The following is a 12,612-nucleotide window of genomic DNA, read 5'->3' as shown; positions in this document are numbered from 1 at the left end:
GTTTCGTACCGTCGCAAGTCGAAACGTAGCCGGGGTACGGCGTGTTCTGCATATCAGCCCAGGTCAACGACCCACGGAAGCGACAGGGGAGCCCCTTTTCCCACGCTGCCTGCAGCCGTGCCGCATGACGTACCAGCTGCGACGAGCCGCCGCGCGCGGCCAGAGCCGCCAGCCCGGGTATCGGCTCGGCCGCCATCGCATTGCAGCGTTCCGCGCATTCGGCGGCCACGGACAGCAGGTCGCTCAGCCCGCGCGGGGCCTGCTCGTACGCCAGCAGCGCGGGCAGCGCGGCGGCCAGCACAGTGAGCACCGTCCGGTATGCGCCGGTGGCCCGCGACGGTCGAAATGCCGTCCGCGGCCATCCCGGTCCAGTCGGCGACCCGCTGGCCCCGGACGGCTGTCCGGGGCCTCGCCCGACATCGGCTACGGGCGTCCGCTCACTGTCCGACGCGCCCCGGCTGCAGCACCGTGGTGAACAGCACCGAACCGCCCTGCGCCCGCAGCCGCACCGTCAACTCGCCGCTGTCCCCGTCGATGTCGACCTCACCGAAGAACTGAGGCGACTCCATTGGCGACACGTTCGCCCGGTCGGGCGCGCGCAGGAAGACCCGGTCGGGGCCGAAGGTGTTGTCGAGTGCGTTGGCGGGGAATCCACCGGCGGCCAGCGGACCCGACACGAACTCCCAGAACGGTGCGAAGTCCTTGAACGCCGCGCGTTCGGGGGCGTAGTGCTGCGCCGATGTGTAGTGCACGTCGGCGGTCAGCCAGACCGTGCCGGTGATCCGGCGGTGCTTGATGAATCGCAGCAGTTCGGCGATCTGCAGCTCACGGCCGAGCGGGGTACCGGGGTCGCCCTGCGCCACCGCCTCGAAGTTCGTCGGACCGTCCGTGACGACCAGTCCCAGCGGCATGTCTGCGGCGATCACCTTCCACACCGCGCGGGACCGCGAGAGCTCACGCTTGAGCCAGCGGAGCTGCTCGGCACCGAGGATGCCCGTGGTGTCGTCGGGCTGCCGGCCGGGGGAGTTGGCGTTCCGGAACGACCGCATGTCGAGGACGAACACATCGAGCAGCGGCCCGTGGCGCACCACCCGGTGCACCCGGCCGTCGCCGGACGATTCGTGCAGCGTGGAAACCGGGAAGTACTCGCGGAATGCCTGCATCGAGCGCGCTGCCAGCACATTCACGTTCTTCTCGGTGTACCGGGCGTCGTCCAGGATCTGCCCGGGATACCAGTTGTTGCGTACCTCGTGGTCGTCCCACTGGATGATCGACGGCACCTGCGCGTTGAACCTCTGCAGGTTGTCGTCGAGGAGGTTGTAGCGGAAGTTCCCGCGGTACTCGGCGAGCGTCTCGGCGACCTTCGCCTTCTCCTCGGTGGTGATGTTCCGCCAGACCCTGCCGTCGGGCAGCGTCACGCTCGGCTCGATCACACCGTCCGCATAGATGTTGTCGCCGCTGCACAGGAAGAAGTCCGGGTCGAGGCGGCGCATCTCGTCGTAGACCCGGTATCCGCCGATGTCCGGGTTGATGCCCCAGCCCTGTCCCGCGATGTCGCCGGACCACAGGAAGCGCACCCCGTCCCGGCGCCGGGCAGGCGCGGTACGGAACGTTCCGTACACCGGCTCACCCGTCCGGCGCGGATCGTCCGGGTCCGCGAGCGTCACCCGGTAGTGCACCTGCTCGCCCGCCGGAAGTCCGTACAGCGGCGTCGTCCCCGTGAAGTCCGTGCCCGGACCGACGAGCGGTCCGTACCAGGTGCGGGCCCGCCGGAACGACTCCGTCGCCGACGTCTCCACGATCATCCGGGCCGGCCGGTCCGCACGCACCCACACCAGGGCGGACGACGCCGTGACATCACCCACCTGAACGCCCCAGCCCGCGCGCGGACGGCCGGACAGGGCGAAGGCGGGGGCCGCCGCTCCCGCCACGGGAAGGGCGAGCGCGGCCGAAGCGGCGAGCGAACCGCGCAGCACGGTGCGGCGGTCGGGCGAAGGGACGCGCGGACGGTACGACATCGGGTGCCTCCGGGGGCAGCGGGGACAGGGGTACGGGTGGCCGGTCGACCGGCCCCACCTTTGTGCCCGTCGGCGGCGGGCACACCAACCTCAGATGAACACCGGGCCCCGACTCCCGTCGATGTCCTGCCCGTGCGTGTCCCGTTGGGCCCGCGCCAGCAGCCGTACGCCGCGCGCGATGTCCGGGGGCGCCAGATGCGCGTAACCGAGAACCAGGTTCACCGTACGGTCCCCAGGGCACGTGGTGCCGCAGTCGCTGAGCGGCCGCAGCGCGATGCCGCGACCGGCAGCGCGTTGAAGGAACACCGGCTCGGGACCGTACCGTTCGGGCAGGCGGGCGATGATATGAAGTCCGGCGGCGATCCCGCTGACCTCGGTGCCGGGAAAGTGTTCCGCCAGCGCCGCGGTCAGAGCGTCGCGCCGCTCGCGGTAGGCGCGCTGACAGCGGCGCAGCTGTCGGTCGTACCCGCCCCGGGTGACGAAGTCGGCCAGCACTGCCTGGTCGACGGCCGGATTACCCAGATCCATCGTGCGTTTACGGGCCGCGATGTCGTCCGTCAGTGTCGCCGGTGCGAGCAGCCAGCCCAGCCGCAACCCGGGTGCCAGCGACTTGCTCACCGAGCCGGTGTACGCGACATGCTCAGGGTCCAGACCCTGCAGTGCGCCGACGGGCGCCCGGTCGTAGCGGAAGTCACCGTCGTAGTCGTCCTCGATGATCAGCCCGTCCGTGGTCCGCGCCCAGTCGAGCAATGCACGGCGACGCGTGGCGGAGTAGGCGATTCCGGTGGGGAACTGGTGGGCGGGCGTGGTGATCACGGCGCGCACGCCGGAGTGCGTGAGCGGCGTGGGCGCCAGACCTTCCTCGTCCAGCGGCAGCGGGACGGTCGTCAGCCCCGCCGAAGCGAACAGTGAAGCATGTTCCGGGCTTCCGGGATCCTCGACGCCGACGGTCCGCAAGCCACGCCCGTGCAGAACAAACCCGAGCAGCGTCGTCGCCTGGGCAACGCCGGAGCACACCACCAGGCGCTCCGGATCAGCGACCACGCCGCGTCGCCTGGCCAGCAGCGCGGCCAAGGCCTCCCGCAGCTCGGGCAGTCCGCGCGGATCGGGGTAGCCGAGCGAGCTGTGCGGCAGCCGGCCCAGCACCGCGCGATGGGCGGTGGCCCAGGCGCTGCGCGGAAAAAGTGAAAGATCCGGCGTACCCGGCCGGAAGTCCACCGAGGCGCCAGGGGCGCGCGGAGCGAGATCGTGCGCCGCCCGCACAGCGCCGCGGACGGCACTGCTCACCCAGGTGCCCGCGCCCCGGCCGCTGCGCACGTAGCCCTCAGCGGTGAGCTGCTCGTATGCCTCGGTGACCAGACCGCGGGACACCCTCAGATCCGCGGCCAGTTCGCGGCTGGACGGCAGCCGGGTTCCCGGAACCAGGCGCCCGGAGCGGATTGCCTCGCGCAGCGCCTCCTGCAGCGCACGCCCGCGCCCCCGGGCCGGTGCGGCCGCGGCCGGAAGCAGTAACTCCCAGGCAGCAGATACGGACGCGCTCCGCTGCGCGCCACCCCACGGCGGATTGGTCCCCGAAGACGTCATGAAAGTGGACCTTAATCCGGACCGCCCCGCTGCCTAGCGTCGGTTCCATGAACGTGACTTCCGTGCGCGGGGCGCTGCTCGCGGCCTTCGCCTGCGTCCTCGTCGGCGCCTCCTTCACCGCCAACAGTGTCCTCGGCGCCTATCCGTACGCGGGCGGCCAGGCGTTGCGCTACGGACTTGCCGCGCTGTTGCTCCTGCCACTCCTCCGAAGCGGGGGACGCTCCGGCCTCGCTCCCCTCCGTACACTCACCCGCCGCTGGTGGATCCGGCTCGCGACGCTCGCAGCCATCGGCATGGTCGGCTTCAACCTGGCGGTCCTGGCCGCCGAACGGTCTGCGGAACCCGCTGTTCCGGGGGTATTCGTCGGCTGCGCCCCGATCCTTGTCGCCGTCCTCGTACCGCTGCTGGACGGCCGTCGTCCGACCCGCACCGTCCTGTGCGCGGCCTCCCTGGTCGCCGCTGGGGCCTTCACCGTCCAGGGCTGGGGCCGGACCGACGTGGCGGGCTTTCTCTGGTCGGTCGGCGCACTCGCGGGCGAGGTCGGCTTCGCCGTCCTGGCCGTACCGGTGCTGCGCCCGCTTGGGCCCAAACTGCTGTCGGCCGTGGTGTGCGCCATCGCTGCCGCCGAGTCCGCACTGCTCGGTGTCCTGCTCGACGGCAGCGGATTTCTGCGGATGCCCACACCCGCGGAGACGGCGGCGCTCCTGTGGCAGGCGGCCGTGGTCACGGTCGTCGGGTTCGTCTGCTGGTATATGGGCATGCAGCGCATCGGCGCCGAACGCGCCACGCTCTTCTCCGGGCTGATCCCGGTCTCAGCGGCACTCACCGCGCCGCTCGTCGGCACCGGTTCGTACGGGATCGCGCAGGCCGGCGGAAGCCTGCTGGTGGGTTCCGGCGTGGCGCTCGGTTCGGGTGTTCTGCGGCGCAGCAGGCGGCAGGGTTCTGCCGGTTCGATGAACGGCACCCGTTCAGCGGCTGGTGTCGAGGATGACGCGCGCCACGAGCGCGGGATCGTCGTTCATCGGCACATGACCGCAGCCGGGCAGTCGTACCAGCCTGGCACCGGGTATGGCGTGCTTGGCCCTGACCCCCTGCCGTCGCAGCAGCAGCCGGTCGCGGCTGCCCCAGGCGATGGTCACGGGCAGCCCCGGCACATCGTCGGTGAAGGCGACATTCCGTCCGACGGCGAGGGTCTCGTGGAAACCGGTCGCCTCGCGCAGGGCGACAGTCTCCGAGACGACGGCCTCGGGTGAACGGCGCCCGGGCCTTGCGTAGATGGTGCTCGTCAGCGCCGCACGCCCGGCCGTACTGCGCGAGAGCCGTTCGATCAGCGGCATCGGCAGAGCCAGTGCTCCGTGCCGTATCGCCCGCAGAGTGCCGAAGGCGTAGCGCCGCTCGCTCTCCGTCCAGAAGCCGGCGGGAGACAGCGCCGTCACTGACTGTACGAGCTTCTCGCGTCCCAGCTCCAGGGCCAGTAGTCCACCGAGCGAATTCCCTGCGACATGAGGCCGGTCCAGGCCGAGCGCCTCACAGAAGGAGCCGAGCACCGGGACCACGCTCGCCAGGTCGTACGGAACGCCGTCCGGGAGCGCCGCGGAGACGCCGAAACCAGGCAGATCAATGGCTATGACATCCCGCTCCGGTGCCAGCGCCGGCAGCACCGGATCCCAGGCCTGACGATGGTGGCCGATGCCGTGCAGCAGCAACAACGGCTCGCCGGAACCGGTGCGCTCGTACGCCACGGAGACGGGCCGCGGTCCTCCGGGTGAGTCGACGGTGAACGAGACCGAGGTGGCCATGCGGTTGCTCCCGGTGGTGTCCGGCACGAATGCGCCGTGCCTGAAGTGGCTCTGCGTGAACGGACTTAGACGTCCCGTAAATAACAATTACCGCTCAGTAGCCCGCAGTTCAAGTGGGCCGGGCGATTCGTGCTGGACACGACCCGGAGCGTCGGCTGAGATGGGACGGTGACAGCCGACACCGTTACCGACGTCTTCGAAGAACACCGCCCCGTACTGACCGGGGTCGCCTACCGCATGCTCGGCCGGATCGCCGACGCCGAGGATGTGGTGCAGGAGGCGTGGCTGCGCTGGTCGGCCGCGCCACGCGACGAGGTGCGGGAGCCGCGTGCGTTTCTCGTACGGACCACAACCCGCCTCGCCATCGACCGGCTGCGACAACTGCAGACCCGGCGCGAGGCCTACGTCGGACCATGGCTGCCCGAACCGCTTGTCACCGACTTCGGCCCTGCCGTGCCCGACACTGCCGAGCAGGCCGTCCTCGCAGACTCCGTGTCGGTCGCCGTTCTGGTCGTCCTCGAATCGCTCTCCCCGCTGGAGCGCGCCGTTTTCGTCCTGCGCGAGGCCTTCGGCTTCCCGTTCGGAGAGATCGCCACGACGCTCGACAGGACCGAGGCCGCGGTGCGCCAGCTCGCCGGGCGCGCGCGGCGGCACGTGGAGGAGCGCAAGCCGCGTTACGACGTCGACCCGGCCCAGCGCCGTGACCTCACCGAACGGTTTCTCGCCGCGGCGGCGGGCGGCGATATCGAGGAGCTGCTGATGCTCCTCGCCCCCGATGTGCGCCTGGTCGGCGACAGCGGCGGAAAGTCCAAGGCGCCGCTGCGGATCGTCGAGAGCCAGGACAAGGTCGGTCGCTTTCTCTTCGCCGTCGCGAAGGATCAGCCTGCCGGCTTCGAGATCCGGGTCGTGGAGCTCAACGGTGGCCCCGCCCTGGTGGTGCTTTCCGGCGGAAAGCCCGATTCTGTCTTCCAGGTCGACGTAAGGGATGGTGTCATCCAGTGCGTATATATCGTCCGCAACCCTGACAAGCTTGCCAACCTGGCCGTCGAATAGCCACCCGTCCCGACACCTGCCTGGCCGAAGCCCCACGGACCTTCCTTCCGGACGTGGGGCTTTGTGCTGCGCGCGCCGCACGGCACCACGAACGTCCTGTGAACGCTCTGCGACAGGGCCCCGATTCGCAGCGTGACGGAACAGGATTGGTCTTGACCAAGGGGGTGTGCCGCCCTATGGTCTCAACGTTAAGACAGGAACCTTTAATAAATAACGTCGCGGAAAAAGACGCTGGGTGATTGCGGAGGACAGGGTGGGGACCACGCAGCTGGAATCGGTGCAGGAGCCGAAGTACTGGCACCTCAAGACCGTTCTCAGTGAGGCACTCGACTCGGACTTTGCGGTGGGAGAGATCCTGCCCAACGAGCGCGAGCTCGCAGCCAGGTTCGGCGTCGCCCGGGCAACGCTCCGACAGGCTCTGGAGCAGCTCGAACTCGAAGGCAGGCTGCAGCGCCGCCGCGGCGTGGGGACCACTGTCGCCCCGCCGCGCGTGGGCGTCGCCGTCTCGACCGCACAGCACGACTGGACGGGCGGCGCCGACGAGGCCTGGCAGTCCATCGGCTGCACGACCGCGACAGTGCCCGCCCCCGTCCTCGCCATGCTCGATGTGGAGAGCGACGAGCCGGTGCACATCGTTCGCCGGATCCGGGTCACTCAGGGGCAGCCGGTCGCTGCGGAGTTGCTGTACGTGCCGTCGGCGTCCGTGCCCGAACTGTCCGCGATCGAGACCCCGTCGGGTGTCGCCTGCGCCCGCAGCGTCGTGCGGGAGCTGCACCGTCTCGGCCTCGACGGCCAGGACCGCTCGGTGGAGCTCGGCTCCGCGCGAGCGGACGACGCCAAGGAGCTCGACCGGCTCCCCGGCGCACCGGTCCTCGTCGTCACCACCCGTTACCTCGCGGCGGGCGGCACGGCTGCGGTCTCCGTCGCCACCTACCGGGCCGACACCTGCCGACTCACCTTCAGTGACTCCGGCGGCCTGGAGATCAGCCACTCCGGCCAGGAGCGCCACGCGTCGTGAGCCCGGCCGGGCCCACCGGCTTCGGACGCAACGAATGGCCCGTCGCGCTCAGCGGCGGGCCGTCACCGATCCCTCCACGGCGAAGAGCTGCTCCTCGACATGGTCGAGCGCCAGCCGCAGGGCACCCGTGGCCACTGCCGCCTCGCCCAGCAGCGACAGCGCGACCCGCGGCGGCCGGAGACAGTACCGGGCCAACTCACGGCGGAGCGGATCCAGCACTCCGTCCAGCCCGGCGGCCCAGCCGCCGATGACCACCAGCTCCGGGTCGAGCGCCAGCACCAGCGCCGCCACATCGTGCACCAGCCGCTGGATGAACCGCTCCACCGCAGCCTGAGCCCGCACATCGCCGTGCCGGGCCTCCGCGAACACCGCGGCGACCGCCTGCTCGTCCAACGGATCCAGCGGCGTGTCCGTCGTCGACAGCAGCTTTTCCGGTGTGGCCTCGCGGCCCAGCAGATGGAGTGCGCCGATCTCGCCCGCTGCACCGCCGTAACCACGATGCAGCCGCCCGCCGATCAGCGAACCGGCCCCCGGGCTCAGCCCCGCCAGGACGAACACGATGTCGTCCGAGTCGGTCGCGGCACCCTTCCAGTGCTCGGCCACCGCCGCGGCGTTTGCGTCGTTCTCCACGAGCACCGGACAGCGGAAGGAGCGCCGCAGCCGCTCACCGAGCGCGAGACCGGTCCAGCCAGGCAGCGCGGTGCCCAGGCGTACGGTCCCGTCGGCCTCCACGATCCCCGGACTGCCCACCCCGACCGCACGCAGACTGCTCCGAGCCACCCCGGAGCGCCGCAGCAGATCGGCGACGACGGCCCTCACCCGGTCGAGCCGGTCGTCCGCGGAAGCCGTCTCGGACACCTCGCGCGACCCGGCACCGATGATCCTGCCGTCCAGCCCCGACAGAAGTGCGGAGACGCGGTGCGGGCCGATCTCGATGCCGAGCAGATGTCCCGCCTCGGCGCGGAACCGGAACCTGCGGGCCGGCCTGCCCTGACGCCGGGCCTCACCCTCGTCGGGCGCCGATTCGACGACCAGACCGGCTTCGATAAGCCCCTCGACGACTCCCTCGACCGTTGGCCGGGACAGACCCGTGATACGAGTCAGGTCCGTGAGCGTGGGGGAGTGGGCGCCCCTGAGGGCATGAAGTACCACCGCGGAATTGATCCGTCTCAACAGCGACGGGTCCCCACCGGTCAACCGGCCCACGGTGTGTCCTTCCGGCTCGCGAGCATGTCAGGCGGATCGTACTCGCTGCCTGCAAGCGGAGCGACCGTGACCCGGAACACGGATCCGGGCGCCGTCGGCGTCAGCCCGGAGCCACGAATCCTGACTCGTACGCGGCGATCACCGCCTGCGTCCGGTCCCTGGCCCCCAACTTGGCCAGTACGGCGCTGACATGGGTCTTCACCGTCTCCACACCGACCACCAGCTTGGCGGCGATCTCCGCATTGGACAGTCCCCGGGCCATCAAACGGAGCACCGCCTCCTCCCGCTCGGTGAGCGCCGCGCGCTTCATGGCCGCCTTGGCCCTGCTCGTCCCGTACTCGGCGGCGAGCTGCCGGACCGCGGCCGGGAAGAGCAGCGACTCGCCCTCGGCGACCAGACGCACCGCGTGCACGATCTCCGAGGGCCGGGCCCGCTTGAGCAGAAAACCGTTCGCCCCGGCGCGCAGCGCCTCGTACACGTACTCGTCGTTCTCGAACGTCGTCACTACCAAGATCTTCGGCGGATCCGGCACCGTGCGCAGCACCACCCGGGTTGCCTCGATGCCGTCCATCAAGGGCATGCGCACGTCCATCGCCACCACATCGGGGCGCAGTCGGCGCAGCAGCGGGATCACTGCGGCACCGTCGGCGGCCTCGCCCACCACCTCGATATCGGGCTGGGCCTCAAGCACCGCACGCAGTCCCGCGCGCACGAGGGGTTCGTCGTCGACCAGAAGAACGGTAACCGGCATCCGGTCAGCGTAGGCCGTCCAGCGGGAGGCTCGCGTGCACCCTCCACTCGCCGTCGTAAGGACCGGTCTTGACCTTTCCGCCGAGGAGCGCGGCCCGCTCACGTATGCCCCGCAGTCCGCTGCCGCCGCCCGGGGTGCCTATCGCCCCGGTGAGCGGATTGGTCACCTCAAGCTCCAGCCAGCCGCCCGCGACCGTGATCCTCACCCGCACGGGGACGGACCCGGAGTGACGCAGCACATTGGTGAGGGACTCCTGCAGGATTCGGTACCCCTCGCGGGACACGGGGCCCGGCACCAGCTCCACCGGACCGGAGACTTCGGTGTCGACCTTCGCCCCCGAACCGCGCGCCGAGTCCAGCAGCCGGTCCGCCTCGGCGAGTGTCGGCCGCTGTCCCACCGGTGCTTCCGATTCCCGCAAGACCCGGAGTACCCGCTCCAGATCGTCCAGTGCCGCCCGGCCCGTCTCCTCGATCGCGGCCAGTGCCCGCTCGGTGAACGCCGGATCGTTCGCCGCCCGCGCCGCACCCGCCTGGACGACCGCCACGGTCAGGGCGTGCCCGATCGAGTCGTGCAGCTCGCGCGCAATGCGATTGCGCTCCAGCAACTGCTCGGTGCGCTCCTCCAACGCGGTCAAGCGCTCCACCGGTGACGGACCGAGCAGCTGCCGCGCCGCCGCCGTGATCACCTCACCGCATATCACGACAACTGCGAACAGCAGGAGAAGAGGCACGGGTGCAAGCAGCGCGTACCACCAGTGCGGCTCCACCCCGCGGAGCAGCCAGTCCTCGCTCGGGCCCGAACCCGACGCGGTGAGGACGAGGTCAACTGCCGTGGTGGACAACCACACCGTCGCGAACATCGTCACCACCGAGAGCAGGAGCCGCACCTCCAGCCAGACCACGGTCCGCCAGCGGGCCGCCCAGGTCTCCGCCGGGGCCACAGAGATCGCTGCGTCGGGTCTGCCGCGCTCCGACGGCGTCAGCAACAGCTGAGCCTGAACCCCCTCGGCGAGCCGCATACCGGGGACCAGGCCCGCAGGCACGGCAAAGATCGCGAGGGCCCATGGGGTGTCCATGGAGATGAACAGCCACACGCTGACGGCGGCCTGCGGAATGAGCATGTGCAGCCAGCGGGTGTAGGTGACCGGCTTGGTCAGCGGACGGAGAAGGCGACGCATGCCGCTATCGTGCCAGCCGTCTCGAAGGTGACGGCTCCCCCGAGCGAGGGAGATGAGCCCCTCCGCCGGGGGAGGGCGAGAGAGGGGCGCGGCCGCCAGGCTTGAGGACATGACCAGCATCGACGTTCATGAGCTCACCAAGGAATACGGCGCGACCCGCGCAGTGGACTGCCTCACGTTCAGTGTGCGACCCGGCCGGGTCACCGGTTTCCTCGGCCCGAACGGCGCCGGCAAGTCCACCACCATGCGACTCATCCTCGGCCTGGACCGGCCGACCGGTGGCACGGCCACTGTCGGCGGGCAGACCTACGCCGCACTCGACCATCCGCTGCGCCGGGTCGGCGCGTTGCTCGATGCCCAGGCCGCCCACGGTTCGCGGACCGCGCGGAACCATCTGCTGGCTCTCGCGACGAGCAACGGCCTTGCTGCCGGCAGGGTCGAGGCGGTTCTGGAGGAGGCGGGGCTCGGCCGGGTCGGCGGCAACCGGATCAAGACGTTCTCGCTGGGTATGCGACAGCGCCTCGGCATAGCGGCTGCTCTGCTCGGCGACCCGGATGTCGTCATGCTGGACGAACCGTCGAACGGGCTGGATCCGGAAGGCATCATCTGGATACGGGAGCTGATGAAACGGCTGGCCCGAGAGGGTCGCACGGTTCTTGTCTCCAGTCACCTGATGAACGAGACGTCGTCGTTCGCCGACCACCTCGTGGTCCTCGGCCAAGGCAGACTCCTTGTCGACCAGCCGATGCAGGAATTCCTCGACTCCCGCAGCCGTCCGCGCGTGCGCGTACGCACGACGGAGCCGGGTCGGCTCCGCGACGTGCTCGCAGGCAAGGGACACGAGCTAGTACAGAGCGACGACGGTCGCTGGATCGTCGAGGGCGCCAGAGCGGAGGAGGTCGGCGCCATCGCCGCCGTCGAGGGCATCCCCATTCTTGAACTCGTCGACGAACAGGCAACTTTGGAGCAGGCCTATCTCGATCTCACAGCCGAGGCGACGGAATTCGCGTCCGCAGCAGCGTCACCCGCTAGCCGTCAGGAGGCCTGACCATGTCGACCACCGACGTGCTCCGTTCCGAGTGGATCAAGATCAGATCGGTACGGTCCGTGGCCGGTTCCTTGATGGCGGTCTTCCTGGTGACAATCGCTGTCACCCTGCTCGCCTTCGCCACCGTTGGTCAGGCCGAGGCGGAGGGCTCGGCCACCGACCTGGTCTTCGGCGCCTTCTACGCACTGAACTTCGGCCAGATCGCTGCCATCAGCTTCGGCGCCACAGCGTTCTCCTCCGAGTATCTGAACGGTGCCTTGCGGATATCGCTCGCGGCAGTGCCACGCCGTGACCTCTTCTACGCGGCGAAGATGACCCTCATCGGCGCGCTCGCCCTGGTGGTCGGGCTCGCCACCAGCTTCACCGCGTTCCTCGCGGGCCAGCTGTTCATGGGGAAGTACGCGATCGGTCTGGGCGAACCCGGAGCTCTCCGAGCCGCCTTCGGCGGCGGGATATACCTCGCCCTCATGGCCCTGTTCGCCGCCGGCCTGACGGTGCTGCTGCGCAGTGCGGTCGCCGTACTCAGCCTGCTCATCCCGTTCGTCCTGATCGTCTCCTTCGTGGTCGGGGACATCGCGAGCGGCGTGGCGCTCTATCTGCCCGACCGGGCCGGACAGTTGGTACTGCACCAGCATCCGGAAGGCAGTCTGGGGCCATGGGCAGGGCTGGCCGTCACGGCCTGCTGGGCAGGCCTCGCGCTGCTCGCCGGCTGGTGGGCGATGAGGCGCAGGGACGCCTGAGGACCGATGTCCCGTGGCTTGGTGGGCGCATATCGGGAGGTGGTCGCGGAAGGGGCCGGGAACGGCGCCGGGCATGGGCGAGAGAGGCTGAAAGACCTTCAGTGCTCATGCCAGGGAACTTGTTGTCGGTGCCGGGCGGTAGACCGGCGGCATGGCCACCGACCATCACCTCCGCCGCATCGACGGGGCGCTCATCGAGCCTCGGATGTGAGGACGCG

General features: G+C 70.1%; 10 protein-coding genes and 2 pseudogenes. 5 read left to right on the top strand and 7 right to left on the bottom strand.

From position 1 onward, the window contains the following. Window positions 1–100: 100 nt before the first annotated feature. From ACIBB8_RS18735 to ACIBB8_RS18725, 3 genes and pseudogenes are all read right to left on the bottom strand, one after another. Window positions 101–334, bottom strand: a pseudogene (locus tag ACIBB8_RS18735) (hypothetical protein); the annotation flags it as partial. Between the two features lie 103 nt (window positions 335–437). Then, window positions 438–2,018 (bottom strand): alkaline phosphatase D family protein, encoded by a 1,581-nt coding sequence (locus tag ACIBB8_RS18730; protein WP_398953378.1) that lies wholly within the window; start codon window positions 2,016–2,018, stop codon window positions 438–440. A gap of 90 nt (window positions 2,019–2,108) precedes the next feature. After that, window positions 2,109–3,602 (bottom strand): PLP-dependent aminotransferase family protein, encoded by a 1,494-nt coding sequence (locus ACIBB8_RS18725; protein ID WP_398953376.1) that lies wholly within the window; start codon window positions 3,600–3,602, stop codon window positions 2,109–2,111. 47 nt (window positions 3,603–3,649) lie between these two features. Between ACIBB8_RS18725 and ACIBB8_RS18720 the strand changes: the two are divergent. Continuing rightward, a pseudogene (locus ACIBB8_RS18720) lies at window positions 3,650–4,495 on the top strand (DMT family transporter); the annotation flags it as partial. A 75-nt stretch (window positions 4,496–4,570) separates the two neighbouring features. On the opposite strand, the gene ACIBB8_RS18715 reads toward ACIBB8_RS18720, so the two are convergent. Further along, the gene (locus ACIBB8_RS18715) at window positions 4,571–5,401 is read right to left on the bottom strand and encodes an alpha/beta fold hydrolase (RefSeq protein ID WP_398953395.1); all 831 of its coding nucleotides are present in this window, start codon (window positions 5,399–5,401) and stop codon (window positions 4,571–4,573) included. A 168-nt stretch (window positions 5,402–5,569) separates the two neighbouring features. Between ACIBB8_RS18715 and ACIBB8_RS18710 the strand changes: the two genes are divergently transcribed. Both ACIBB8_RS18710 and ACIBB8_RS18705 read left to right on the top strand, forming a co-directional pair. After that, entirely contained in the window at window positions 5,570–6,454 is an 885-nt protein-coding gene (locus tag ACIBB8_RS18710; RefSeq protein ID WP_398953374.1) for an RNA polymerase sigma-70 factor, read from the top strand. 253 nt (window positions 6,455–6,707) lie between these two features. Further along, window positions 6,708–7,472, top strand: coding sequence for a GntR family transcriptional regulator (locus tag ACIBB8_RS18705; protein WP_398953372.1), 765 nt, complete (start codon window positions 6,708–6,710; stop codon window positions 7,470–7,472). A gap of 48 nt (window positions 7,473–7,520) precedes the next feature. Here the strand turns inward: ACIBB8_RS18705 and ACIBB8_RS18700 are convergent, their stop codons facing one another. The 3 genes from ACIBB8_RS18700 to ACIBB8_RS18690 form a co-directional block, all read right to left on the bottom strand. Further along, the gene (locus ACIBB8_RS18700) at window positions 7,521–8,678 is read right to left on the bottom strand and encodes an ROK family transcriptional regulator (protein ID WP_398953370.1); all 1,158 of its coding nucleotides are present in this window, start codon (window positions 8,676–8,678) and stop codon (window positions 7,521–7,523) included. 100 nt (window positions 8,679–8,778) lie between these two features. Continuing rightward, window positions 8,779–9,429, bottom strand: coding sequence for a response regulator (locus ACIBB8_RS18695; protein WP_398953368.1), 651 nt, complete (start codon window positions 9,427–9,429; stop codon window positions 8,779–8,781). Between the two features lie 4 nt (window positions 9,430–9,433). Further along, window positions 9,434–10,606 carry a sensor histidine kinase gene (locus ACIBB8_RS18690; protein WP_398953366.1) on the bottom strand — a complete coding sequence of 391 codons (1,173 nt, stop codon included), beginning with the start codon at window positions 10,604–10,606 and terminating at the stop codon, window positions 9,434–9,436. A gap of 109 nt (window positions 10,607–10,715) precedes the next feature. Here ACIBB8_RS18690 and ACIBB8_RS18685 point away from each other — a divergent pair, with 109 nt between their 5' ends. Further along, a complete protein-coding gene (locus ACIBB8_RS18685; RefSeq protein ID WP_398953364.1) occupies window positions 10,716–11,654 on the top strand; it encodes an ABC transporter ATP-binding protein in 939 nt (312 codons plus the stop codon). A 2-nt stretch (window positions 11,655–11,656) separates the two neighbouring features. Next, entirely contained in the window at window positions 11,657–12,394 is a 738-nt protein-coding gene (locus tag ACIBB8_RS18680; RefSeq protein ID WP_398953362.1) for an ABC transporter permease, read from the top strand. Window positions 12,395–12,612 lie beyond the last annotated feature (218 nt).

Origin of the sequence: Streptomyces sp. NPDC051286 (assembly GCF_044455345.1) — a bacterium.
Classification (GTDB): domain Bacteria; phylum Actinomycetota; class Actinomycetes; order Streptomycetales; family Streptomycetaceae; genus Streptomyces.
This window is presented reverse-complemented; position numbering and strand designations above follow the sequence as displayed.